The 24,286-nt window shown below is 72.0% G+C and carries 25 protein-coding genes; 18 read left to right on the top strand and 7 right to left on the bottom strand.

Annotated features, from left to right (window positions below):
• Positions 1–6: 6 nt before the first annotated feature.
• The 3 genes from ACFW01_RS08315 to ACFW01_RS08305 all read left to right on the top strand — a co-directional run bounded on the left by ACFW01_RS08315 (position 7) and on the right by ACFW01_RS08305 (position 1,114).
• Entirely contained in the window at positions 7–213 is a 207-nt protein-coding gene (locus ACFW01_RS08315) for an acyl-CoA carboxylase epsilon subunit (protein WP_234955117.1), read from the top strand.
• Positions 214–323: 110 nt separating this feature from the next.
• Positions 324–452, top strand: a complete 129-nt coding sequence (gene mmpB / locus ACFW01_RS08310; protein ID WP_272924142.1) for a morphogenic membrane protein MmpB — start codon at positions 324–326, stop codon at positions 450–452.
• 38 nt (positions 453–490) lie between these two features.
• Entirely contained in the window at positions 491–1,114 is a 624-nt protein-coding gene (locus ACFW01_RS08305) for a nucleoside triphosphate pyrophosphatase (RefSeq protein WP_234955118.1), read from the top strand.
• Here ACFW01_RS08305 and ACFW01_RS08300 read toward each other — a convergent pair.
• The gene (locus ACFW01_RS08300; protein ID WP_234955120.1) at positions 1,083–1,565 is read right to left on the bottom strand and encodes a hypothetical protein; all 483 of its coding nucleotides are present in this window, start codon (positions 1,563–1,565) and stop codon (positions 1,083–1,085) included. The two genes, ACFW01_RS08305 and ACFW01_RS08300, sit on opposite strands and share 32 nt — an antisense overlap.
• A 374-nt stretch (positions 1,566–1,939) precedes the next feature.
• On the opposite strand from ACFW01_RS08300, the gene ACFW01_RS08295 reads away from it, so the two are divergent.
• Complete coding sequence (locus tag ACFW01_RS08295; RefSeq protein ID WP_234955122.1) at positions 1,940–3,712, top strand: biotin carboxylase N-terminal domain-containing protein; 1,773 nt, start codon at positions 1,940–1,942, stop codon at positions 3,710–3,712.
• Positions 3,713–3,900: 188 nt separating this feature from the next.
• On the opposite strand, the gene ACFW01_RS08290 is transcribed toward ACFW01_RS08295, so the two are convergent.
• A complete protein-coding gene (locus ACFW01_RS08290) occupies positions 3,901–4,887 on the bottom strand; it encodes a DeoR/GlpR family DNA-binding transcription regulator (protein WP_384502660.1) in 987 nt (328 codons plus the stop codon).
• A 571-nt stretch (positions 4,888–5,458) separates the two neighbouring features.
• Here ACFW01_RS08290 and ACFW01_RS08285 point away from each other — a divergent pair.
• Both ACFW01_RS08285 and ACFW01_RS08280 read left to right on the top strand, forming a co-directional pair.
• Positions 5,459–6,121 (top strand): hypothetical protein, encoded by a 663-nt coding sequence (locus tag ACFW01_RS08285; protein ID WP_234955124.1) that lies wholly within the window; start codon positions 5,459–5,461, stop codon positions 6,119–6,121.
• Positions 6,122–6,250: 129 nt separating this feature from the next.
• Positions 6,251–8,146: a hypothetical protein gene (locus ACFW01_RS08280; RefSeq protein ID WP_234955126.1), complete on the top strand. Its 1,896-nt coding sequence runs from the start codon at positions 6,251–6,253 to the stop codon at positions 8,144–8,146.
• Between the two features lie 63 nt (positions 8,147–8,209).
• Here ACFW01_RS08280 and ACFW01_RS08275 read toward each other — a convergent pair whose 3' ends face one another.
• On the bottom strand, positions 8,210–9,658 hold the full coding sequence (locus ACFW01_RS08275; protein ID WP_234955128.1) for an NAD(P)H-quinone dehydrogenase: 1,449 nt from the start codon (positions 9,656–9,658) through the stop codon (positions 8,210–8,212).
• Between the two features lie 85 nt (positions 9,659–9,743).
• On the opposite strand from ACFW01_RS08275, the gene ACFW01_RS08270 reads away from it, so the two are divergent.
• The 3 genes from ACFW01_RS08270 to ACFW01_RS08260 all read left to right on the top strand — a co-directional run bounded on the left by ACFW01_RS08270 (position 9,744) and on the right by ACFW01_RS08260 (position 13,124).
• On the top strand, positions 9,744–10,181 hold the full coding sequence (locus ACFW01_RS08270; RefSeq protein WP_125495169.1) for a gamma-glutamylcyclotransferase: 438 nt from the start codon (positions 9,744–9,746) through the stop codon (positions 10,179–10,181).
• A 93-nt stretch (positions 10,182–10,274) separates the two neighbouring features.
• A complete protein-coding gene (locus ACFW01_RS08265) occupies positions 10,275–11,111 on the top strand; it encodes a purine-nucleoside phosphorylase (RefSeq protein ID WP_234955130.1) in 837 nt (278 codons plus the stop codon).
• A 378-nt stretch (positions 11,112–11,489) separates the two neighbouring features.
• Positions 11,490–13,124, top strand: coding sequence for a phospho-sugar mutase (locus tag ACFW01_RS08260; RefSeq protein ID WP_234955132.1), 1,635 nt, complete (start codon positions 11,490–11,492; stop codon positions 13,122–13,124).
• Between the two features lie 138 nt (positions 13,125–13,262).
• On the opposite strand, the gene ACFW01_RS08255 is transcribed toward ACFW01_RS08260, so the two are convergent.
• Positions 13,263–13,940 carry a PH domain-containing protein gene (locus ACFW01_RS08255; protein ID WP_384502659.1) on the bottom strand — a complete coding sequence of 226 codons (678 nt, stop codon included), beginning with the start codon at positions 13,938–13,940 and terminating at the stop codon, positions 13,263–13,265.
• Between the two features lie 127 nt (positions 13,941–14,067).
• On the opposite strand from ACFW01_RS08255, the gene deoC reads away from it, so the two are divergent.
• The 3 genes from deoC to ACFW01_RS08240 are packed head-to-tail and all read left to right on the top strand — an operon-like array spanning position 14,068 to position 17,391.
• Positions 14,068–15,051 carry a deoxyribose-phosphate aldolase gene (gene deoC, locus ACFW01_RS08250; RefSeq protein ID WP_234955136.1) on the top strand — a complete coding sequence of 328 codons (984 nt, stop codon included), beginning with the start codon at positions 14,068–14,070 and terminating at the stop codon, positions 15,049–15,051.
• A 5-nt stretch (positions 15,052–15,056) separates the two neighbouring features.
• Positions 15,057–16,493, top strand: a complete 1,437-nt coding sequence (locus tag ACFW01_RS08245; RefSeq protein WP_384502658.1) for an aldehyde dehydrogenase family protein — start codon at positions 15,057–15,059, stop codon at positions 16,491–16,493.
• Positions 16,486–17,391: an aldehyde dehydrogenase family protein gene (locus ACFW01_RS08240; RefSeq protein ID WP_384502657.1), complete on the top strand. Its 906-nt coding sequence runs from the start codon at positions 16,486–16,488 to the stop codon at positions 17,389–17,391. Before ACFW01_RS08245 ends, ACFW01_RS08240 begins: the two co-directional genes overlap by 8 nt.
• 84 nt (positions 17,392–17,475) lie before the next feature.
• Here ACFW01_RS08240 and ACFW01_RS08235 read toward each other — a convergent pair whose 3' ends face one another.
• The gene (locus ACFW01_RS08235; protein ID WP_384502656.1) at positions 17,476–17,880 is read right to left on the bottom strand and encodes a hypothetical protein; all 405 of its coding nucleotides are present in this window, start codon (positions 17,878–17,880) and stop codon (positions 17,476–17,478) included.
• Between the two features lie 159 nt (positions 17,881–18,039).
• Here ACFW01_RS08235 and ACFW01_RS08230 point away from each other — a divergent pair, with 159 nt between their 5' ends.
• A complete protein-coding gene (locus tag ACFW01_RS08230) occupies positions 18,040–18,675 on the top strand; it encodes a uridine kinase (RefSeq protein ID WP_234955143.1) in 636 nt (211 codons plus the stop codon).
• Between the two features lie 301 nt (positions 18,676–18,976).
• Here the strand turns inward: ACFW01_RS08230 and ACFW01_RS08225 are convergent, their stop codons facing one another.
• The gene (locus ACFW01_RS08225; RefSeq protein WP_384502655.1) at positions 18,977–19,717 is read right to left on the bottom strand and encodes a SigE family RNA polymerase sigma factor; all 741 of its coding nucleotides are present in this window, start codon (positions 19,715–19,717) and stop codon (positions 18,977–18,979) included.
• A 219-nt stretch (positions 19,718–19,936) separates the two neighbouring features.
• On the opposite strand from ACFW01_RS08225, the gene afsQ1 reads away from it, so the two are divergent.
• The 5 genes from afsQ1 (at position 19,937) to ACFW01_RS08200 (ending at position 23,791) form a co-directional block, all read left to right on the top strand.
• Positions 19,937–20,614 (top strand): two-component system response regulator AfsQ1, encoded by a 678-nt coding sequence (gene afsQ1 / locus ACFW01_RS08220; protein ID WP_234955147.1) that lies wholly within the window; start codon positions 19,937–19,939, stop codon positions 20,612–20,614.
• A complete protein-coding gene (locus tag ACFW01_RS08215; RefSeq protein ID WP_384502654.1) occupies positions 20,611–22,230 on the top strand; it encodes an ATP-binding protein in 1,620 nt (539 codons plus the stop codon). Before afsQ1 ends, ACFW01_RS08215 begins: the two co-directional genes overlap by 4 nt.
• The gene (locus ACFW01_RS08210) at positions 22,230–22,850 is read left to right on the top strand and encodes a hypothetical protein (RefSeq protein WP_234955151.1); all 621 of its coding nucleotides are present in this window, start codon (positions 22,230–22,232) and stop codon (positions 22,848–22,850) included. Before ACFW01_RS08215 ends, ACFW01_RS08210 begins: the two co-directional genes overlap by 1 nt.
• A gap of 90 nt (positions 22,851–22,940) precedes the next feature.
• Complete coding sequence (locus ACFW01_RS08205; RefSeq protein ID WP_384502653.1) at positions 22,941–23,492, top strand: VanZ family protein; 552 nt, start codon at positions 22,941–22,943, stop codon at positions 23,490–23,492.
• Positions 23,493–23,587: 95 nt separating this feature from the next.
• Positions 23,588–23,791, top strand: coding sequence for a PspC domain-containing protein (locus ACFW01_RS08200; RefSeq protein ID WP_064729508.1), 204 nt, complete (start codon positions 23,588–23,590; stop codon positions 23,789–23,791).
• A gap of 86 nt (positions 23,792–23,877) precedes the next feature.
• Here the strand turns inward: ACFW01_RS08200 and ACFW01_RS08195 are convergent, their stop codons facing one another.
• Positions 23,878–24,246 carry an ATP-binding protein gene (locus ACFW01_RS08195; protein ID WP_384502652.1) on the bottom strand — a complete coding sequence of 123 codons (369 nt, stop codon included), beginning with the start codon at positions 24,244–24,246 and terminating at the stop codon, positions 23,878–23,880.
• Positions 24,247–24,286 lie beyond the last annotated feature (40 nt).

Below are 24,286 nucleotides of genomic sequence, written 5' to 3'. Positions count from 1 at the left end.
GCCGTTGTGATCAAGGTCGTACGGGGCAACCCGACCCCGGAGGAACTCGCCGCGGCGCTGGCGGTGGTCAGGGCTCGCGCGGCGGCGGCGGAATCGGAGCCCACGGGCGCGCCGGGCGGCAGGGACGCGTGGTCCGACCCCGCCCGCATCGCCGCCCACCGGCTGCCCCAGCCGGGCCCGGCGACATGGGGCCGCACCTACTGGCCGGCCTGAGGGCGAACGCCCAGGGGCGCGAGGAACCGCGCACGGCAGCGGAACCCCGCGCCCCGATCTAGGTACCCGTACTCAAGCGCCGCCCCCCGCCCAAGCCGCACGCTGGTGCCATGCTGTGGTCCGACCCGAAGAACGAGCCGCCCGAGGAACTGCGCGACATGCAGCACAGGCTGCGGCGGCTGGGCGTCTTCCTGGCGCTGGCGATGGTGCTCGCGATGCTGGTCGCCGGCCTGCACTGAGCCGCCGGCGATCCCCGCGCCGCCGATACCCTGGTCCCATGACCGACCAGCAGCCGCGCCGCCGCCTCGTCCTCGCCTCCCAGTCCCCGGCCCGACTGGGCCTGCTCCGCCAGGCCGGCCTGGCTCCCGAGGTACTCGTGAGCGGGGTCGACGAGGACGCCGTCACCGCCCCCACCCCCGCCGAGCTGGCCCTCGCCCTGGCCGAGGCCAAGGCCTCCGTCGTGGCCGCGAAGCCCGAGGTGCACGGTGCCCTGGTGATCGGGTGCGACTCGGTGCTCGACCTGGACGGCCAGGCCCTCGGCAAGCCGGCGGACGCCGAGGAGGCGACCGCCCGCTGGAAGGCGATGCGCGGCCGGGCGGGCACGCTGCAGACCGGCCACTGCGTCTGGGACACCGCCTCCGGGCGGCACGTCTCGGCCACCGCCTCCACCGTCGTCCGCTTCGGCGAGCCGACCGACGAGGAGATCGCGGCCTACGTGGCCTCCGGAGAGCCGCTGTACGTCGCCGGGGCGTTCACCCTGGACGGCCGCTCGGCCCCGTTCATCGACGGCATCGACGGGGACCACGGCAACGTGATCGGCCTCAGCCTGCCCCTGCTGCGGCGGCTGCTCGCCGAGCTGGGGACCGGCATCACGGAGTTGTGGGCGCCGGCGGCGGGCTGACCGGCGTACCGTCGTCGCCCGCGCCGTCCTCGGGGCGCGCCGCGGGCGCGGGCCGCTCGTGGGCGTCGTAGGTCATCAGCAGCAGCACGATGAGACCGAGTACGACGATCATGAAGACGAAGGCGCCGGGACCCACCAGTCCCCAGGTGAAGGCCCCGAGCAGCCCGTGCACCACGGCCGCGCTGATCAGCAGGATCCGGCCGAGCCCGGCCGGGGCGCGGTCGCGGAGCGCCACCAGCAGGGCAACCAGCCCGCACAGCGCGAAGTAGAGCCCGAAGACCACTCCGCCGATCTTCGACGACACGGACATCGCGTCCGGATCGAGACCGGCCAGGGACATGTCCTGCCGGTCGACGACGATCCCCAGGAACCAGTTCAGCGCCGCGACGCCGACCGCCTCCAGGAAGAGCACGATCGCCACGATCCACGCCACCGGCCTGCGCACTGACACCGGTCCCCACCCACTTTCGACCGCTGTCGCACGGGACAGCTGTTACCCCAAGTACGTTCGAGACGACCCGAACGCTACTAACGGGTAAACCTCGCGACAAGAGGTCTGCCGCGAGCAAAGAATCATTGGGCCATTAGTAGGGACTCGACAAAGAAACGGAGTGGCCCGCAGCACGCTCTTACAGAGACCTTGACCACACGGGAGGGCTAGGGTTTGCCCCATGAGTCCTGCGTACCGCGGTACTGCACGGGCTTTCGCGGGTCGAGCGAGCCTCGAATCACGCTCCGTGTGGGCAAGCTCACCATTGGGGACGGGTCGTAGTGCCGTGTCGGCAGTCCCTAAAATCGGCTTGTTTCAAGGAGGGAGCCTCAATCGTGCGCAAGGTGCTCATCGCCAATCGTGGCGAAATCGCTGTCCGTGTGGCCCGGGCCTGCCGGGACGCGGGGATCGCGAGCGTGGCCGTCTACGCGGACCCGGACCGGGACGCTCTGCACGTCCGTGCCGCTGATGAGGCGTTCGCCCTGGGTGGTGACACCCCCGGCACCAGCTATCTGGACATCGACAAGGTCCTCAAGGCCGCGCGGGAGTCGGGCGCGGACGCCATCCACCCCGGCTACGGATTCCTTTCCGAGAACGCCGAGTTCGCCCAGGCGGTCCTGGACGCGGAGCTGATCTGGATCGGTCCGCCCCCGCACGCCATCCGTGACCTGGGCGACAAGGTCGCGGCCCGGCACATCGCGCAGCGCGCGGGCGCCCCGCTGGTCGCGGGCACCCCCGACCCGGTCTCCGGCGCGGACGAGGTCGTCGCCTTCGCCGAGGAGCACGGCCTGCCGATCGCGATCAAGGCGGCCTTCGGCGGTGGCGGACGCGGCCTGAAGGTCGCCCGCACCCTGGACGAGGTCCCCGAGCTGTACGACTCCGCCGTCCGTGAGGCGGTGGCCGCGTTCGGCCGCGGCGAGTGCTTCGTCGAGCGCTACCTCGACAAGCCCCGCCACGTGGAGACCCAGTGCCTGGCCGACCAGCACGGCAACGTGGTCGTCGTCTCCACCCGTGACTGCTCGCTGCAGCGCCGCCACCAGAAGCTGGTCGAGGAAGCCCCCGCCCCGTTCCTGTCCCAGGCGCAGATGGACGAGCTGTACTCGGCCTCCAAGGCGATTCTGAAGGAGGCCGGCTACGTCGGCGCCGGGACCGTCGAGTTCCTCGTCGGCATGGACGGCACGATCTCCTTCCTGGAGGTCAACACCCGCCTGCAGGTCGAGCACCCGGTCACCGAGGAGGTCGCCGGCATCGACCTGGTCCGCGAGATGTTCCGCATCGCCGACGGCGAGAAGCTCGGCTACGACGACCCGGAGCTGCGCGGCCACTCCTTCGAGTTCCGCATCAACGGCGAGGACCCGGGCCGCGGCTTCCTGCCCGCCCCCGGCACCGTCACCCTCTTCGACGCGCCCACCGGCCCCGGCGTCCGCCTGGACGCCGGCGTCGAGTCCGGCAGCGTGATCGGCCCGGCGTGGGACTCCCTGCTGGCCAAGCTCATCGTGACCGGCCGCACCCGCAAGGAGGCCCTCCAGCGCGCCGCCCGCGCCCTGGACGAGTTCACCGTGGAGGGCATGGCCACGGCCATCCCGTTCCACCGCACGGTCGTGCGTGACGCGGCGTTCGCACCGGAGCTGACCGGCTCCAGCGCCCCCTTCACGGTCCACACCCGGTGGATCGAGACGGAGTTCGTCAACGACATCAAGCCCTTCAACGCGCCCGCCGACACCGAGGCGGACGAGGAGTCGGGCCGCGAGACGGTCGTCGTCGAGGTCGGCGGCAAGCGCCTGGAGGTCTCCCTGCCCTCCAGCCTGGGCATGTCCCTGGCCCGCACCGGACTGGCGGCCGGCGCCCGTCCCAAGCGCCGCGCGGCGAAGAAGTCCGGCCCCGCGGCCTCGGGCGACACCCTCGCCTCCCCGATGCAGGGCACCATCGTCAAGATCGCCGTCGAGGAGGGCCAGGAGGTCCAGGAGGGCGACCTGATCGTCGTACTGGAGGCGATGAAGATGGAGCAGCCCCTCAACGCCCACAAGTCCGGCACCATCAAGGGCCTGGGCGCCGAGATCGGAGCCTCCGTGACCTCCGGCGCGGCGATCTGCGAGATCAAGGACTGAGGCACCCGCAGAAGACATCCGGGGCGCCCGGCGGACCGAAGCAACCGGTCCGCCGGGCGCCCCCGCCGTTCTCGGGGGCGCGACCGGGACCGTACGCCGGCTGCCGGAGGCTGTACGACGGCTTCCGGGACCGTTCGGCGGCTGCCGGCGACCGGGGACGTACAGCGGATGCCGGGGCCGTACGACGGCTAGCGTCGGCGCATGTCGGCGACGCGCGCCCGTTCCGGCCCGGCCGGCTGTTCGCCCAGGGCGGTCGCCGAGCGGAGCCCCGCCGCCGCGCCCGGAACCTGTCGGCGCGGCCCCGGAAGCGGCACGTCGCGGCGCTGCTGACGTGCCGGGACGGCATCACCCCCCGGGGCCCCGGTGCCCCCCGGGCCGGACGCCGCACCGCCCGACGCCCCCGCCACGGCGATCTGCACCCCTTGGTCGGCAAGGGCCTGCAGCTCGGTGGCGGCACGGTCGTCGTGAGGCGGCGCCTCGTCGGTGACCAGGCGGGTGATGAGGTCCGTGGGCACGGTCTGGAACATGGTGTCCGTGCCCAGCTTGGAGTGGTCGGCGAGGACGACGACCTCGGCGGCAGCCTGCACCAGGGCGCGGTCGACGGACGCCGACAGCATGTTGGAGGTGGACAGCCCCCGTTCGGCGGTCAGTCCGCTCCCGGACAGGAATGCCTTGGAGACCCGCAGCCCTTGGAGGGACTGCTCGGCACCCGACCCGACCAGGGCGTAGTTGGACCCGCGGAGCGTGCCGCCGGTCATCACGACCTCGACCCGGTTGGCGTGCGCGAGGGCCTGGGCCACCAGCAGCGAGTTGGTGACGACGGTCAGCCCGGGCACCCGCGCGAGCCGGCGGGCCAGCTCCTGCGTGGTCGTCCCGGCACCCACCACGATGGCCTCGCCCTCTTCGACGAAGCCCGCGGCGAGATCGGCGATGGCCGTCTTCTCGGCGGTCGCGAGATGGGACTTCTGCGGGAAGCCGGACTCTCGCGTGAAACCGCCCGGCAGTACCGCACCGCCGTGCCGGCGGTCGAGGAGTCCTTCTGCCTCCAGTGCGCGCACGTCCCGCCGTACGGTCACTTCGGAGGTCTGGACGACGCGGGCGAGCTCACGGAGCGACACGGCCCCGTTCGCGCGCACCATTTCGAGGATCAATTGGCGACGTTCTGCAGCGAACACGAAACTGACAGTAACCCCAACGACCGTCTGCTTTCAGCAGTATGCGCCGAATAACAGAAGTTGTTCGCATGCCACCACCGGAAGTGGTATACGGGCCTACCCCGGCCGCCTATGCCACTCGCAAGCGCCGCAACTCCCCGTGACCAGCGGGCGTCGCCTATCGGCCGCCTGACGTGTCATGTCGCCTGCGAACAGAGTCACTTGACACTTGATGCTCCGTCACCTGACGAGCCGCCAGACTCTCGGCGATCGCACTTGTCAGGCAAGCGCGCCTGCCAGTACGGTAATTGACCACAACAGCACAGCACCACGGATCGACAACCTCGTACGCGGGAAGACGTCCCACCGCCGGAGCCTCAGGCAGCCGCACGGTCAGACCTCCTCTCCTTCACGCCCGGCTGGCCGGTTCCACCAGGAACCGCTCCTGTCGAGCTTGTCGTAGGCGCATGACGAACCGGTCCACCCACTGGAACGCGCGAGCGCCGAGCGCCCTCACGCGACGGAGTGCAGGAAGACAAGCCCTCGCGGCCGGCCTCCTGCGTAGAGCCGAATGGCTCCGAGGAGACCTGACATGAATGCCGCCCATCCGTACACCGTTCCGGACGAGCCGGAGACGGGAACCGTCGCGCTGTGCGACGAATCCATGCGTCGTGACACCCCCACCTCCGGTGTCTACCTGCTGTCCTCGGTGATCGTGCCCCAGGGCGAACTGGCCGCCGTACGTGAACGGATGACGGGACTGCGGCTGCCCGGACAGCGCAAGAAGCTGCACTGGCGTGACGAGTCCGCGGCCCGCCGAGCGCTGGCCGCGGACGGCTTGGCCTCGCTGCGGGCCGACATCGTCATCGCCACTTGGTGCGGCATGAGCCACGACAAGCAGGAACGCGCCCGCCGTAAGGCGCTGGAGACTCTGCTGCTGGACCTGGCCCGCCGCTCGGTGCGGCAGGCCCTGTTCGAGTCGCGGGGGCCGGACCGCGACCGGGCCGACGTGGCCTCGCTGGCAGGGCTGCGGCGCTCCGGCATACTGCCGTCCACGATGCGGGTGGACCACGCCCCCGGTAGCGATGAGCACGCGCTGTGGGCGGCCGACATCGCGGCTGGAGCGTACAACGCCGCGATGGGCGGCACGTGCGCCAACTGGGAGCAGGCTCTGAAGGGCAGCAAGGGCACCGTGCTGACCTGCGGGGCCTGCGGGACGCCGCACACGCCCGCCATCAGGCCGGGGCCTCACTGAGAAAGCGCGAAGGCCAGGCGTCCGTCGTCCGGCGGATGGCCTGGCCCCACTTCCGACCCCTCCTGGGGTCGGCATTACACCCACTCTGCCTCCCCGCCCGCCGGGGGTCAAGCGGAAGGCCATCCACGTATGAGTGACGTCGACACCTCCTACGACCTGCCCGAAGACGAATACAACAGCCGCGTCGGTGTTCTCGCCGACCGACTACGTGACCTGCAAGTTCGCGACCTGAGGTCGATCCGTTCCGCGGCCGAACGCATCGTGGAGCATCCGAGCGGTACGACGCACACCGTCGAGTCGGCGACCGAGTTGCTCAGCGTCGCGGTCGACCCGAGGGCGATCCGCCCCACCCAGATACGGTCGCAGCGTGTGCGCGGCGGACGCGTCCTGCACCTCCTGCGGGTCACCGTGTGGACGCCTCTGCTCCTCGTCGACGCGACGAACGGCCGGTTCGTCGTCGGTCAGACATACCTGTCCGACCCGAGGGTCTCCGCGGGAACGACGACCAAGGTCGCCCTCGCGGCGCCGGACTCCTCCGGCACCATCCCCTCACTCGTTTACCGTGGTACCCGGCAGGCCGTCGCCACCGCGCTGGACGAGAACGCGGACTTCGTACGCCGGGAGAACTCCTGGGAAGCCGACATCCGGCTCAACGGGATTCTGATGCCGCTGCTCGCGGGGCACGTGGAGTACCGCTTCACCGACGCTCCACCGCGCCCCGCTGTCGGTGTCGTGGACGGTACGTCCCGTACCGCCTCGGCACATCGGGTCCTCGGCCTCACTGAGTCGGAGATCGTCGCGGTCACTCCCGAGGCACAGCGCAAGTGGCTCACCCGCTTCCTGAAGGGACTGAACACCGACGTCAGCGCCCTCGTGACCACCGACGAGCCGGACCACCAACGGCTGCTGGCCATGGAGAGCCAGGTGAACGCCGTGACAGCCGAGGCCGACCTGATCGTCGGCTGGGGCTGGGACGAGCGCATCGCGGGACGTCCCCAGGGCGTCGATCCGACGTACGCGAGCACGCTGAACCTGGCCCTGGGCGCGCAGAACATCGAGCCGAAGTCCTTCTCCGCCGAGGCTCAGGGCACCCTGCTCGCGGAACGCGCGGTGAACACGCTGGCGGACTACGGGATGATCAGCTCCACCGAGCTCGTCTACGCGCTCGGCCGCGAGGATCTGACGCGCGTCGCGGCAGCTCTGGGGCTCAGTCGGCATCGTGACGAACGCTGCGCCTGGCTCATCCGGCTCATGACCTCGCCCGACCCCGCTCGTCGTAGGATCCTGAACGAGACGCTCGGTGCCAAGGCATTCTCAGCCAAGAACCGCTCCCGCCCGACGATCGAACTGGCGCTGCGCTCCTTCTCCGGCTACGACGGCCCCTACCTCGAACGCGCCCGGAACGCTGCTGTGCACGCCCTGTGGGCGGACTCGGGTACCGACTGGGACGTCGTGCCGCGTCCCGACCACAAGAGCCTGGGCGAACTGGAAGAGAAAGCGCTGGCGGAGGTCCACGACGGCAGTCCGGGCTCCCACTGCCACGAGGTCGCCGCCCGTGGCGTGGTTCCCCTCCTGGCTCTGGGCGGGCTGGGCGTCGACCGCGGCTCCGCCCGCTACCGAGGGCAGCCAGCCGTGGTGATCGGCCGCATGATGCAGAGCGAGTGGGGGATTCAGCAGCTCATGGCCACGGTCCGGGCGTCTCGCGAGGACCGTCCCTTCCCACGGCTCGACCCCGAGGGCAACGAACTGCCCGACGACGCGAAAGCGAACACACCGTCGTACAACAACGACTGGCTCCGCGAACGCGTCCTCAAGGAGGACTTGATCACGCCGGTCACCGCCGCGGAAGAGCCCGAGAAGGTCCTCTTCGAGTCGGTGCGGTCCGCGTGGGACGCGTTCGAACTCTTCCGGGAGTTGAAGGACCCGCCTTACGACTCGCTGACCGGTGACAAGTGGCGGGAGGCTGCTAAGACGGCCGGTCGCCTGTCCAAGAATATCGACAAGTACGTACGAGAAGAGGACTGAGCGCTCATGGGGAGCCCGGCCCGGTCCGTACGGTCGTGCCAGCGGACCGGGCACCCTGCGTCGCTAGCCCTCGCCGCCCGCCTTCCGCGTGTGCAGCTGCCGGGCGACCTCCGCGATCGAGCCGGAGAGCGACGGGTACACGGTGAAGGCGTTGGCGATCTGCTCGACCGTCAGGTTGTTGTCGACGGCGAGGGAGATGGGGTGGATCAGCTCCGAGGCACGCGGCGCCACGACGACACCGCCCACCACGATCTCGGTGCCGGGCCGGCAGAAGATCTTGACGAAGCCGTCCCGGATGCCCTGCATCTTGGCGCGCGGGTTGCGCAGCAGCGGCAGCTTCACCACGCGGGCGTCGATCTTGCCGCCGTCGACGTCGGCCTGGGAGTAGCCGACGGTGGCGATCTCGGGGTCGGTGAAGACGTTGGCGGAGACGGTCTTGAGGTTCAGCGGAGTGACCGCGTCCCCGAGGAAGTGGTACATGGCGATGCGCCCCTGCATCGCCGCCACCGAGGCCAGGGCGAAGACGCCGGTGACGTCACCGGCGGCGTACACACCGGGAGCCGAGGTCCGCGACACGCGGTCGGTGCGGATGTGCCCGGAGTCCTTGAGCTTGACCCCGGCCTCCTCGAGACCCATCCCGTCGGTGTTGGGGATGGCGCCGACGGCCACCAGGCAGTGCGACCCGGTGATGACCCGTCCGTCGGCGAGCGTGACCTCGACCCGGTCGCCCACCCGTTTGGCGGACTGGGCCCGGGACCGCGACATGACGTTCATGCCGCGCCGCCGGAAGACGTCCTCCAGCACGGCGGCGGCGTCGGGGTCCTCACCGGGCAGCACCCGGTCCCGCGACGACACGAGGGTGACCCGCGACCCGAGCGCCTGGTAGGCACCGGCGAACTCGGCACCGGTCACACCGGACCCGACCACGATCAGCTCTTCCGGCAGCTCGTCCAGGTCGTAGACCTGGGTCCAGTTCAGGATGCGCTCCCCGTCGGGCCGGGCGTCCGGCAGCTCGCGCGGGTGCCCGCCGGTGGCGATCAGCACGGCGTCGGCGGTGAGCGTCTCCTCGCTCCCGTCGGCGGCGCGCACCACGACCTTCCGTGACCCGTCGAGCCCCTGCATCCCCTCCAGCCGCCCGCGCCCGCGCATGACCCGGGCGCCGGCCCGCGTCACGGAGGCGGTGATGTCGTGCGACTGGGCGAGCGCGAGCCGCTTGACCCGTCGGTTGACCTTCCCGAGGTCGACGCCCACGACCCGGGCGGCCTGCTCCATGGGCGGCGTGTCGTCGGCGACGATGATCCCCAGTTCCTCATAAGAGGAATCGAAGGTGGTCATCACCTCGGCCGTGGCGATGAGGGTCTTGGACGGCACGCAGTCGGTCAGCACCGACGCCCCGCCCAGACCGTCGCAGTCGACGACGGTCACCTCCGCACCGAGTTGCGCGGCCACCAGCGCCGCTTCGTATCCGCCGGGTCCGCCGCCAATGATCACGATCCGAGTCACGTACTCCATTGTCCCGCACCCTTCAACGGGCGGCTGCCCGGGGGCACCACCGTTACGAACGTGATGCGCGTGGCGCCTGTCGTACCCTTCCCCCATGTCGCTCTACGCCGCTTATGCCGGCAACCTCGACGCGCGGCTCATGACCCGCCGCGCCCCGCACTCGCCGCTGCGCGCGACCGGCTGGCTGAACGGGTGGCGACTGACCTTCGGGGGCGAGCACATGGGCTGGGAGGGCGCGCTGGCGACCCTGGTCGAGGACCCGATCTCGCAGGTCTTCGTGGCGCTCTACGACGTCGCCCCGATGGACGAGGACTCGCTCGACCGCTGGGAGGGCGTGGGTCTGGACATCTACCGCCGCACCCGGGTGCGCGTCCACACCCTGGAGGGCGAGGAGAAGGCCTGGACGTACGTCCTGAACGCCTACGAGGGCGGCCTGCCCTCCGCCCGCTACCTGGGCGAGGTGGCGGACGCGGCCGAATCAGCGGGCGCCCCCCACGACTACGTGATGGAACTCCGCAAACGCCCCTGCTGACCCCATCCCTGTCAGATCCTCCAACCCAACAATCTCCATCCCGTGACCTCTGTCATCTACGCGCGTAGGCGTAAACCGGCTACCCTCGTCGGCGTGAACGCATCTCTTCTTCCGGACGACATCCAGGGCGCCACCCCAGTTGACCCGGGGGCTGCCGCCGACGCCGCCGCGGCCCGCCTGCGCGAACTCACCGGCGCCGAGACCCACGACGTCGCCCTCGTGATGGGCTCCGGCTGGGCACCGGCCGTGGACGCCCTGGGCGCCCCCGAGGCCGATCTCCAGGTCACCGACCTGCCGGGCTTCCCCAAGCCCGCGGTGGAGGGTCACGGCGGCAGGATCCGCTCGTACTCGATCGGCGACAAGCGCGCACTGGTCTTCCTGGGCCGCACCCACTACTACGAGGGCCACGGCGTCGCCGCCGTCTCCCACGGCGTCCGCACCGCGGTGGCGGCCGGCGCCAAGACGATCATCCTGACCAACGGCTGCGGCGGCCTGCGCGAGGGCATGCGCCCCGGCCAGCCGGTCCTGATCAGCGACCACATCAACCTCACCGCCACCTCCCCCATCATCGGCGCGAACTTCGTCGACCTGACGGACCTCTACTCGCCGCGCCTGCGCGCGCTGTGCAAGGAGGTCGACCCCACGCTGGAGGAGGGCGTCTACGCCCAGTTCCCCGGCCCGCACTACGAGACCCCGGCCGAGATCCGCATGGCCCGCGTCATCGGTGCCGACCTGGTGGGCATGTCGACGGTCCTGGAGGCGATCGCCGCCCGCGAGGCCGGCGCGGAGGTCCTGGGCATCTCCCTGGTCACCAACCTCGCCGCGGGCATGACGGGCGAGCCCCTCAACCACGAGGAGGTCCTCCAGGCGGGCCGCGACTCGGCCACCCGGATGGGCGAACTGCTGACGCAGGTCTTGGGCCGTCTCTAGCCCGACGCCGTTACCTCGGCACCCGGCGTGGGTGCAGGCTCGGGAGGTGGGCGACGCGACCCGGCGCTTGCCGGGTGCCGCCGCGCCCACCCTCCCCCATCGCCCCAGCGGCACGACCGCCCGCAGCTGGGGTGGGGAGACGGCGGAGAGCCGCGTACGGCGCGAAGGGGGCGTGTCGGGGGGTGTCCGCCCGCAGCGGTTGGCGCGTCAACGAACCACGCATCTTGAGGCACCGATTCCGCGCCGTTCCGAGGACGGACACCCCCCGGCGCGACCCCAACCCACAACACACCGCACCGCGCTACGCGCACCCCCACCCACCCGCACAGGCCGCCGCAGGCACCCCGCAGACAACCGACACACGAGAGGCTGACCGACGTGCAAGACGACCTCCTCGCACGGGCCAAGGCATGGCTGGCCGAGGACCCCGACGCGGACACCCGCGCCGAACTCGCCAAGCTCATCGACGCCGAGGACCACGCAGAGCTCACCGCACGCTTCTCCGGCACCCTCCAGTTCGGCACCGCCGGCCTGCGCGGCGAACTCGGCGCCGGCCCGATGCGCATGAACCGCTCCGTGGTCATCCGCGCCGCGGCCGGCCTCGCCGCGTACCTCAAGAACGAGGGCCGGACCGACGGCCTGGTGGTCATCGGCTACGACGCCCGCCACAAGTCCGAGGACTTCGCCCGCGACACCGCCGCGGTCATGACCGGCGCCGGCCTCAGGGCGGCCGTGCTCCCCCGCCCCCTCCCCACCCCCGTGCTCGCCTTCGCCATCCGCCACCTCGGCGCGGTCGCCGGCGTGGAGGTCACGGCCAGCCACAACCCGCCCCGCGACAACGGCTACAAGGTGTACCTGGGCGACGGCTCCCAGATCGTTCCCCCCGCGGACGCCGGCATCGCCGCGGAGATCGACGCCGTAGCCTCCCTGCACGACGTCCCCCGCCCCACCACCGGCTGGCAGACCCTCGGCGACGACGTCCTCGACGCCTACCTCGCCCGCACGGACGCGGTCCTCTCCCCCGGCTCCCCCCGCACGGCCCGCACGGTCTACACCGCGATGCACGGCGTCGGCAAGGACACCCTCCTCGCCGCCTTCGCCCGGGCCGGCTTCCCCACCCCCGCCCTCGTCACCGAGCAGGCGGACCCCGACCCGGACTTCCCCACCGTCGCCTTCCCCAACCCGGAGGAGCCCGGCGCGATGGACCTCGCCTTCGCGAGGGCCCGCGAGACGACCCCCGACCTGATCATCGCCAATGACCCGGACGCCGACCGCCTCGCGGTGGCGGTACGGGACGCCACGGACGACTGGCGCATGCTCCGCGGCGACGAGGTCGGTGCCCTCCTCGCCGCCCACCTGGTCACCCGCGGAGCGCAGGGCACGTTCGCGGAGTCGATCGTGTCGTCGTCCCTCCTCGGCCGCATCGCCGAGAAGGCGGACCGCCCGCACGTCGAGACCCTCACCGGCTTCAAGTGGATCGCGCGCGTCGACGGCATCCGCTACGGCTACGAGGAGGCCCTCGGCTACTGCGTGGACCCGGAGGGCGTCCGCGACAAGGACGGCATCACCGCCGCGCTCCTGATCACGGAGCTGGCCTCCACCCTCAAGGAGGACGGCCGCACCCTCCTGGACCTCCTCGACGACCTGGCCGTGGACCACGGCCTGCACGCCACCGACCAGCTCTCGGTCCGCGTGGAGGACCTGTCCCTCATCTCGGCCGCGATGGACCGGCTGCGCGAGCAGCCCCCGACCCACCTCGCGGGCCTGCCGGTCACGGACGCCGAGGACCTCACCCGGGGCACGGCCACGCTCCCGCCCACGGACGGCCTGCGCTACACCCTGGACGGCGCACGCGTCATCGTCCGCCCCAGCGGCACGGAACCGAAGCTGAAGTGCTACCTGGAGGTGGTCGTCCCGGTCGGCGCGCACGCCGACCTCCCCGCGGCCCGCGCGAAGGCGACGGACCTGCTGACGACGCTCAAGCGCGACCTCTCGGCAGCGGCGGGCATCTGACCACACCCGGGGGTGCCCACAGCGGCACCCCCGGCCCCCCGGTCACCCCCACGGCGGCACTCCCGGCCAAGCTCGGTGACGGCCTCCGGTGACGGCCTCCGCGAGCGGCACCATCACCACCCCCGGCCGTAGGCCCCGTCACTGCGTCCCCAGCAACACCGCCAGCCCCACAGCCCCCACCACCACCGGCACCACGACCTCCCAGGCCCACCGCACGGCCACCTCACCCCGCGAGGTGTCGGCGTCCTTCCGCGCCTCCCACAGCTCCCGCAGCTCGTCCATGACCTTGTCGGCCTCGGCGCGGACCGGCCCCTCGTCCACGGCCCCGCCGGAACCGGCCCCCCGGCCGCCCCCGAACAGACCGCCGCGCCCCCGGCCACCCCCGGCGGCCCGCCGGGACTCCTGCCGCGCCGCCTTCTTGCGCCCGCGCAGCGAGACCGGAAGGGCCCACAGCTGGTACTTGTCGCCGGCCTCGCTGAAGACCTCGTTGGAGTAGGCGGAACGGAACGACCCGACCTGCGCCCAGGGCAGCACGATCACGCGGAAGGGATTGCGCACCCGCATCCGGTCTTCGCCGGCGAACACGGCGGGCCGCACCGTGTAGGCGGCGATCAGCGGCACCAGGAAGAGCAGGGCCGCGGCAGCCGTCCACGGGGTGCGCCCCTCGCCCGCGACGACGGCGTCGATACCGAGCCACAGGGCGAGCGCGAGCAGCAGCACGCCACCGGCGATGCCCGCGGGCGAGCGGTAGACGCGGTCCTTGGACGCGGGCACCGGCGGCTGCGGCGAGGGGGACTGGGGCTCCGGGGTCGTCATGCTGCCGATTGTGCACGACCGGTTCTCGCCGACGTCCGCCGGGACGCTCATGGGCGATGCCGTCAGGACGAATGAGCGCCCGGGGCTGTACAGCCGCTACGCGCGTAGATATGCTCGCCTGGTGACCATGCCCACCACTGCACCCGCCGCATCCGCCGCACCCGCGGCATCCGCACACGGACTCGCCGACGTCACCGCGTCCGACAGCACGCTGCGCCGCTTCCTCCACGGACTGCCCGGCGTCGACACGGTCGGCCTGGAGGCGCGCGCCGCCTCGCTCGGCACCCGTTCCATCAAGACCACCGCGAAGGCGTACGCCCTCGACCTCGCCATCTCGATGGTCGACCTGACGACGCTGGAAGGCGCGGACACCCCGGGCAAGGTCCGGGCGCTCGGCGCGAAGGCGGTCCGCCCCGACCCGACCGACCGCACGGCCCCCGCCACGGCGGCCGTCTGCGTCTATCCCGACATGGTGCCCGCCGCGAAGGCGGCCGTCGCCGGGTCGGACGTGAAGGTCGCCTCGGTCGCCACCGCGTTCCCGGCGGGCCGGGCCTCGCTGGCCGTCAAGCTGGCCGACGTGCGCGAGGCCGTGGCCGCGGGCGCGGACGAGGTCGACATGGTCATCGACCGCGGGGCGTTCCTCGCGGGGCACTACATGAAGGTGTACGACGAGATCACCGCCGTACGGGAGGCCTGCGGGACGTCCGCCCGCCTCAAGGTCATCTTCGAGACCGGCGAGCTGTCGACGTACGACAACATCCGGCGCGCCAGCTGGCTCGGCATGCTGGCCGGGGCGGACTTCATCAAGACCTCGACCGGCAAGGTCGCGGTCAACGCCACGCCCTCCAACACCCTCCTGATGCTGGAGGCGGTCCGCGACTTCCGCGCGCAGACCGGCGTCCAGGTCGGCGTGAAGCCGGCCGGCGGCATCCGCACCGCCAAGGACGCGATCAAGTTCCTGGTCCTGGTCAACGAGACCGCGGGCGAGGACTGGCTGGACAACCACTGGTTCCGCTTCGGCGCCTCCTCACTGCTGAACGACCTGCTGATGCAGCGCCAGAAGCTGGCCACCGGCCGCTACTCCGGCCCCGACTACGTGACGGTGGACTGATCACCATGGCACCTGTTTTCGAGTACGCACCGGCGCCGGAGTCGCGCGCGGTCGTCGACATCGCTCCGTCCTACGGCCTGTTCATCGACGGCGAGTTCACCGAGGCGGCCGACGGCAAGGTCTTCAAGACCGTCTCCCCGTCCACCGAGGAGGTCCTCTCCGAGGTCGCCGAGGCCGGCGAGGCGGACGTGGACCGGGCCGTCAAGGCCGCCCGCAGGGCCTTCGAGAAGTGGTCGGCGCTCCCCGGCGCCGAGCGCGCGAAGTACCTCTTCCGCATCGCCCGGATCATCCAGGAGCGCAGCCGCGAGCTGGCCGTCCTGGAGACCCTGGACAACGGCAAGCCGATCAGGGAGACGCGCGACGCGGACCTCCCCCTGGTCGCGGCGCACTTCTTCTACTACGCGGGCTGGGCCGACAAGCTCGACCACGCCGGCTACGGCGCGAACCCGCGCCCGCTGGGCGTCGCGGGCCAGGTCATCCCCTGGAACTTCCCGCTCCTGATGCTGGCGTGGAAGATCGCCCCGGCCCTGGCGACCGGCAACACGGTCGTCCTCAAGCCCGCCGAGACGACCCCGCTCTCCGCCCTGTTCTTCGCGGACATCTGCCGTCAGGCGGGCCTGCCCAAGGGCGTCGTCAACATCGTCACCGGTGACGGCCGCGCCGGCGCCGCGCTGACCGCCCACCCGGACGTGAACAAGGTCGCCTTCACCGGCTCCACGGCCGTCGGCAAGGAGATCGCGCGCACGGTCGCGGGCACCCGCAAGAAGCTCACTCTCGAACTGGGCGGCAAGGGCGCCAACATCGTCTTCGACGACGCCCCGATCGACCAGGCCGTCGAGGGCATCGTGAGCGGCATCTTCTTCAACCAGGGCCAGGTCTGCTGCGCGGGTTCCCGCCTGCTGGTCCAGGAGTCGATCCACGACGAGCTGCTCGACTCCCTCAAGCGCCGCCTGGCCACCCTGCGCCTGGGCGACCCGCTGGACAAGAACACCGACATCGGCGCGATCAATTCCGCCGAGCAGCTGGCCCGTATCACCGCGCTGGCCGACCAGGGCGAGGCGGAGGGCGCCGAGCGCTGGTCCCCGGCCTGCGAGCTGCCGTCCTCCGGCTACTGGTTCGCGCCGACGCTCTTCACCAACGTCACCCAGGCGCACACCGTCGCCCGCGACGAGATCTTCGGCCCGGTCCTGTCCGTCCTCACGTTCCGCACCCCGGACGAGGCGGTCGCCAAGGCCAACAACACGCCGTACGGCCTGTCCGCGGGCATCTGGACGGAGAAGGGCTCGCGCATCCTGGCGGTCGCGAACAAGCTCCGCGCGGGCGTGATCTGGTCCAACACGTTCAACAAGTTCGACCCGACGTCGCCGTTCGGCGGCTACAAGGAGTCGGGCTTCGGCCGCGAGGGCGGCCGCCACGGCCTGGAGGCGTACCTCGATGTCTGAGAAGTCCGAGCAGCGTCTCAGCGTGCTGAAGACCTACAAGCTGTACGTCGGCGGGAAGTTCCCGCGTTCCGAGAGCGGCCGGGTGTACGAGGTGACCGACGCAAAGGGCAAGTGGCTGGCGAACGCCCCGCTCTCCTCCCGCAAGGACGCCCGTGACGCGGTGGTCGCCGCGCGCAAGGCGTTCGGCGGCTGGTCCGGCGCGACGGCGTACAACCGCGGCCAGATCCTCTACCGCGTCGCCGAGATGCTGGAGGGCCGCCGCGAGCAGTACGTCGCGGAGGTCGCCGGCGCCGAGGCCCTGTCGAAGTCGAAGGCGGCGGCGCAGGTGGACGCGGCGATCGACCGCTGGGTCTGGTACGCGGGCTGGACCGACAAGATCGCCCAGGTGACGGGCGGCGGCAACCCGGTCGCGGGCCCGTTCTTCAACCTGTCCTCGCCGGAGCCGACCGGCGTCGTCGCCGTCCTGGCCCCGCAGGAGTCGTCCTTCCTGGGCCTGGTCTCGGTCGTCGCCCCGGTCATCGCGACGGGCAACACCGCGGTCGTGGTCGCGAGCGAGAAGTCCCCGCTCCCCGCCCTCTCCCTCGGCGAGGTGCTGGCCACCTCCGACCTCCCCGGCGGCGTGGTCAACGTCCTCTCCGGCCGTACGGCGGAGATCGCCGCCCCGCTCGCCGCCCACCAGGACGTCAACGCGATCGACCTCGCGGGCGCCGACGAGGCGCTGGCGAAGGAGCTGGAGATCGCGGCGGCGGACAACCTCAAGCGCGTCCTGCGTCCACAGGCTGTGGACAACGCGGACTGGTCCGCGGCCCCGGCCACCGACCGCATGACGGCGTTCCTGGAGACGAAGACGGTCTGGCACCCGACGGGCGCGCTGGGCGCGTCCGGGTCGTCGTACTGAGTCAGCCGCGGCACCGCGCGCACCGAGAGCGAGCCGCGCCCTCCCTCCGTCCGGGGTGGGCGCGGCTCTTCGCGTGCGGGCGAGTCAGCCCAGCAGTGACGTCGCCTGCCCCAGCACCGGCACGGCGCCCAGCGACTCGGCCTGGGCGACGGGGCCGGTCAGCGCCGTCGAGGTCAGCGGCTGGAAGTCGGCGACCTTCGTGCCGACGCCGTTGTCCAGCGGGTCGATGCCGGTACCGGCCAGCGGGTTGGGCTTGAGGCCGGAGACCGGCCCGGTGACGTGACCGACGGTTCCGGTCAGGGCCTCGGCCCCGGCCTGCGGGTCGATGTTGCCCAGCGAGGTGGGGCGGGTGTGGGCCAGGCCGGCGATCGTCTCACCGCTGTCCGCGGAAGCCGTCGCCGCTCCTGCCGCCAGGGCGGCCCCGGCGGTCGCGAGGGCGATCAGAGCGCGCTGTGCGTGCGGGGGGCGGGGGGACGCGTGTCGGGCCATGCCTGGTGCCACCTCTTGGTGTGGATTGCTACGGACTGCCCTGATAACAGCGCAGACCGCGATCAGGTCACCGCACAACGCAACCGAGATGTGACGCGCACTGCAAAGTCCACCCGCGGGGTCGTACGTCGGCCGGGGGATGCCTCAGACTGGTCTCCCGTGACCTCCCATCCGCCCATACCGACCCGAGTCGTGCTGCTCTGCGGCCCCTCCGGCTCCGGCAAGTCCCTCCTCGCGGCCCGCTCCGGTCTCCCGGTGCTGCGCCTCGACGACTTCTACAAGGAGGGGACCGACCCGACGCTGCCGACGGTGCCCCAGAGCTCCGACATCGACTGGGACCATCCCGGGTCGTGGGACGCGGACGCGGCCGTCGCGGCCATCGCGGAGCTGTGCCGCACGGGCCGTACCCGGGTGCCGGTCTACGACCTCTCGCTGAGCGCCCGCACCGGCGCGGAGGCGGTCGACATCGGGCGGACGCCGCTGTTCCTCGCGGAGGGCATCTTCGCCGCCGAGCTGGTGACGCGCTGCCGGGAACTGGGCGTGCTGGCCGACGCCCTGTGCCTGAGCCGCGGGCCGGTGACCACCTTCCGCCGCCGCTTCGTGCGGGATCTGCGCGAGGGGCGCAAGTCCGTGCCATTCCTGCTGCGCAGGGGCTGGCGGCTGATGCGGCAGGAGCGGTCGGTCATCGCCCGGCAGACGGCGCTGGGCGCGTACGCGTGCGACCGCGACGAGGCGATGGGGCGGCTGGCGGACGCCGCGGCCGGACGGTGCGCGACGGCGCGTACGGCCGCCTGACGCCTCCGGCGCACGCGCGGGTCCGCACAGCGCGTCCGCACAGCGCGTCCGGACAGCGCGTCCGTACAGACGGAAAGAGCGGGACTGGACGGACCCCCCGGCCCTCCAGTCCCGCTCTCTTTCCGCTCCCCCGTGGGTCCCCCGTATCCCCCGTGACCCCCGTGTTTCCGTTCCCCCGTGTCCCCCCTGGGGAGGCCCCCGTGTCCCCCGTGGTGCCTCCCCGTGAGTAAGAGCCCGGCATCCTCCCCCTGATACACCCCGGCTCCCACTTTTTTCGACGGGCCCCCCGGCCCCCCTGCCTTCAGGCGACGAGTTCGCCGAAGGCGTCCTCCCGGTCACGGCCGAAGCTGAGGACCTCGTCCTCGCGCAGCCGGCGCAGCGAGCGCCAGATGCTGGACTTCACCGTGCCGACACTGATGTCGAGGATGTCCGCGATCTCCGGGTCCGTGCGGCCCTCGTAGTAGCGCAGGACCAGCATGGTGCGCTGGAGTTCGGGCAGCCGGGCGAGCGCCTGCCACAGGACCGTGCGCAGCTCGGTGCCGCGCATCGCGTCGATGTCGCCGGGCGTCTCCGGCAGTTCCTCGGTCGGGTACTCGTTGAGCTTGCGGCGCCGCCAGGCGCTGATGTGCAGGTTGGTCATGGTGCGGCGGAGGTAGCCGCCGACCGCCGCCTTGTCGGTGATCCGGTCCCACGCCCGGTAGGTCGAGAACAGCGCGCTCTGCAGCAGGTCCTCGGCCTCGAAGCGGTCGCCGGTCAGGTGGTAGGCGGTGGCGTACAGGGAGGCGCGGCGCTCCTGGACGTAGGCGGTGAACTCCGCCTCCGACAGGGAGCGGCGCTCCCCCTCTGCCTCCCCGTACGCGGTTCCCCCGTGCGTCTCCCCCTGGCGGGCGTCGACCACCGCCATGTACGCGGTGTGCTGACGCCCGGTGCCGCGAGCGCACCCCCGCCCGCTCACGGCACCGGCCTTCTCGGAACCCCGGTGTCCGTGCACGTCGTGCAGACGCGTGACCACTGCGCTGGTGGTGCCCTTCAGCGTGTTCATCTCGCGCCCCCCGTCGTGGACTTCCGGTGTTCGGCTCACTGTGCTGACCAAAAGCCTGCCGGGGCGACTTCATGGCCGTGTCCGTCGACTGTCACAGACCTGTCACAGGGGTCCGTCACGGCTGGATCACCGGTCCTTCACAGGGTCCGGCGGCGCCCCGGGGCCGCTTCCGCACCCCACAGGTCGAACACCGGCCCCTCCATGGGCCAGAATGAGCCCGTGCCTTCCCTGTTGCTGATCGAGGACGACGACGCCATCCGCACGGCCCTGGAGCTCTCCCTGAGCCGCCAGGGTCACCGGGTGGCCACGGCTGCCAGCGGTGAGGACGGTCTGAAGCTGCTGCGCGAGCAGCGGCCGGACCTGATCGTGCTGGACGTGATGCTGCCCGGCATCGACGGCTTCGAGGTGTGCCGTCGCATCCGGCGCACCGACCAGCTGCCGATCATCCTGCTGACCGCGCGCAACGACGACATCGACGTGGTCGTGGGTCTCGAGTCGGGCGCCGACGACTACGTCGTCAAACCGGTCCAGGGCCGGGTCCTTGACGCCCGGATCCGGGCCGTGCTCCGGCGCGGGGAACGGGAGTCCAGTGATTCGGCGAGCTTCGGCAGCCTGGTCATCGACCGTTCGGCGATGACCGTGACGAAGAACGGCGAGGACCTCCAGCTGACGCCGACCGAGCTGCGGCTGCTCCTGGAGCTGAGCCGGCGGCCGGGGCAGGCGCTCTCCCGTCAGCAGTTGCTGCGGCTGGTGTGGGAGCACGACTACCTCGGCGACTCCCGGCTGGTGGACGCCTGCGTGCAGCGGCTGCGCGCCAAGGTCGAGGACGTACCGTCGTCGCCGACCCTGATCCGTACCGTGCGGGGTGTCGGCTACCGGCTGGATCCGCCTCAGTGACGGAGGAACACCAGGGGGGTTCACGCGGCTGGACCGCGGCTCGCAAGGGAGTCTGGTCCTGGCTGCGCTTCACCAGCCTGCGGCTGCGGCTGGTCCTCGTCTTCGGACTGGTCGCGCTGACCGCCGCCGTGTCCGCCTCCGGCATCGCCTACTGGCTGAACCGGGAGGCGGTGCTCACCCGCACCCAGGACGCCGTGCTGCGCGACTTCGAGCAGGAGATGCAGAACCGGGCGGGCGCGCTCTCCGAGCACCCCACGCAGGACGAGTTGCAGCACACCGCCGGGCAGATGGCCAACAGCAGCCAGCGGTTCGGCGTGCTGCTGGTCGCCGAGAACGCCGACGGGGACACCGTGTACGGCAGTTCCGGCGGCCTGGACGGCTTCGCGCTGGCCGACGTGCCCGAGTCGCTGCGCACCGCGGTGAACAAGGAGCAGAAGCTCACCTCCGCCAACAAGCACCCGTACCACCTGTACTGGCAGCGGATCACCGATGACGACACCCCGTACCTGGTGGCCGGCACGAAGGTGATCGGCGGCGGGCCGACCGGCTACATGCTCAAGTCGCTGGAACCGGAGGCCAAGGACCTGAACTCGCTGGCCTGGTCGCTGGGGATCGCCACCGCGCTCGCCCTGCTCGGCTCCGCGCTGCTCGCGCAGGCCCTGGCGACGACCGTGCTCAAGCCCGTGCACCGGCTGGGGGTCGCGGCGCGGCGCCTGGGCGAGGGCAGGCTGGACACCCGGCTGCGGGTGTCCGGCACCGACGAACTGGCCGATCTGTCACGGACGTTCAACAGCGCCGCCGAGAACCTGGAGAAGCGGGTCGCGGACATGGCGGGCCGCGAGCAGGCCTCCCGCCGCTTCGTCGCGGACATGAGCCACGAGCTGCGTACGCCGCTGACGGCGCTCACCGCCGTGACGGAGGTGCTGGAGGAGGAGCTGGAGTTCGAGGGCGAGGGCGGGAGTTTTGACCCGATGGTCGAGCCCGCGGTCAGGCTGGTGGTGAGCGAGACCCGGCGGCTCAACGACCTGGTGGAGAACCTGATGGAGGTCACCCGCTTCGACGCGGGAACCGCCCGGCTGGTCCTGGACGACGTCGACGTCGCCGACCAGATCACCGCCTGCATCGACGCCCGGGCCTGGCTGGACGCCGTAGACCTGGACGCCGAGCGCGGCATCCACGCCCGCCTCGACCCGCGCCGGCTCGACGTGATCCTGGCCAACCTGATCGGCAACGCGCTCAAGCACGGCGGTTCGCCGGTCAGGGTGTCGGTGGCGCGGGCGGACGACGAGATCGTCATCCGGGTGCGCGACCACGGACCCGGCATCCCCGAGGACGTCCTGCCGCACGTCTTCGACCGCTTCTACAAGGCGAGCGCCTCCCGGCCGCGCTCCGAGGGCAGCGGCCTCGGCCTGTCGATCGCCGTGGAGAACGCGCACATCCACGGCGGTGGGATCACCGCCGAGAACTCGCCCGAGGGGGGTGCGGTGTTCGTCCTGCGGCTGCCGCAGGACCCGTCGCCGCCCACGGACGAGGACGCCGACGGCGACGGCGGCGGCAGCAGCGGGGGCGTCCCGGACGACGGGAGCAGGGGCAAGGACGCGAAGGGACAGGTCTGATGACCGTACGCCGCCTGCCGGCACGGCCCGGGCTCGCGGTGCTGGCCGCGCTGACCGCACTGCTCGCCGGGTGCGGCATCCGCGCCACGGAGGTGCCCACGGACTACGGTCCGGCGCCGTCGCGGGTGCGCTGCCCGCTCGCCGAGACGGACGTGTCGGAGCAGGACGCGGCCGGCGTGCCGGCCCAGGTGTTCCTGCTGTGCGGCTCGTCGCTGGTGGCGGTGGACCGCACGGTGCGGGTGCCGGACGGGGCGTCCGACTCGGGGCGGCGGGTGCTGGTGGCGCAGGGGCTGCTCGACCGGCTCGCGGCGTCGCCGTCGCCCGCCGAGAAGGAGGCCGGGTACACGACGGACGTCCGCCGCGGGATCGCCGTGACCGGGCCGCGCTCCGGTGACCCCGACGACACGCTGCGGCTGAGCACCGCGCCCGACGACCTGACCTCGTACGCCCTCGCCCAGGTCGTCTGCACGTTCTCCGACTCGGCGGCGGCCGAGGGGGACGGCTCGGTCGTCCTGGCCGGGCCCGGCGACGGGCCCGCCCGCCGCTACGCCTGCACGGACGAGGTGCGGGCCCGGCCGGGCAGCAACGAGCCGCCGGCCACCGAGGCCGAGGACGGCTGACCACCCCGCGTGGGGGCCGTGTGGCGCAAGCCTCATCCTCGCGCGGGAGAGACCGGAACCGCGCGTGGCGGAGGCCGCGTCTAGGGGGACGTGCAGCGTCATGGGTTCCTCGGCGGCAGCGCCGCGCTCCGCATCCGTGTGACAGGAAGTGTTCTCCTGGTCGCACATCTCGCGTTCGTCGCCTGGTACACGCTGCGCCCGCTGGACGTCCCCTGGGTACTGCCGCCCAACCTGCGTCCGTTCGACGGGATCCGCGCCGACGTGGCCCTGGGCTGGCCCGGGGCGGCCCGCTCGCTCGGCGGGGCGCTCGCGCTGCTGGCGCCGCTCGGCGTACTGCTGCCGATGGCCGGGGGGCGGCTGACCGGTTCGCCGCTGGCCTCCCTCCTGCGCACCACGGCCGCGGCCATCCTGCTGTCGCTGGGCATCGAGCTGCTGCAGACCGGGGTGCCCGGGCAGGTGGTCGACGTCGACTCGCTGCTGCTGAACACGGCGGGCGTGGCCCTCGTGCATCTGGCCGTCGTCCCGGCGGGCCGCGCCCGGCTCCGCCGCAGGTACCGGCGGGAGGGGCGGGAGGGCGTTCCCCGGGAGGAGCCCGCTCAGGGTCGGACCCCGACGATTCCCAGGGTCGGGATCGCCCCGTAGAGCGACGCTATGTTCCGTTCGTCTCCGTAGCGTGGAGGGCAGATGAAGGGGAAGCCGAACGGCAGCCCCGCCCACACGCTCACGAAGGAGCCGCGATGTCCCGCCTCGCCCGCCCCACCCACGGCCGCATGATCGGCGGAGTGTGCGCCGCGCTGGCCCGGCGCTTCGGCACCTCCACCACCACGATGCGGGTGATCTTCGTGGTCTCCTGCCTGCTGCCCGGCCCGCAGTTCCTGCTGTACCTGGCCCTGTGGCTGCTGCTCCCCTCCGAGGAGAAGGCGGCGCGCACGGCCTGGTGATGCCCGCACCTCCCCTCTGGTACGCCGACGGGGCGCACCCGGTGTCGCCGGGTGCGCCCCGTCGGCGCGTGCGGGGAGGGCGGGACTCAGCCGCCGAGCGGGATGCCGTTGACCGGCAGGCCCTTGGTGGGCAGTCCCTGCACCGGGACACCGCCGAGGCTCTTGGCGACCGGCTCGGTCGGGCCCTCCGCGAGCTGCTCGGCGAGCACCTGCTCGGCGACCGGCTGTGCGGCGGTCAGGCCGGTGCCGGAGAGGCGACGGCCCTGTTCCAGCACGTTGCCCGCGCCGGGTGCCACCTGGGAGACGGTCTCCGCGGGGAGGGTGCGGGCGACGGAGTCCACCGTCTGCGCGGTGTTGGGGAGCTCGGGGGCCGCGGCGGCCGCGCCGGCACCGGCGGCGGCGAAGGCGGCACCGAGTGCGGCGACACCGAGGGTCCTGACAGCAGACTGCTTCATGAAATGCGTCCTCGTATTGGGGTGACGGGGATGTGAGCGG

The sequence above is a fragment of the Streptomyces sp. NPDC058985 genome, from assembly GCF_042740985.1.
Classification (GTDB): Bacteria; Actinomycetota; Actinomycetes; order Streptomycetales; family Streptomycetaceae; genus Streptomyces.
The sequence above is the reverse complement of the archived record's forward strand: the minus strand, read 5'-3'. Positions and strand labels throughout refer to the sequence as shown.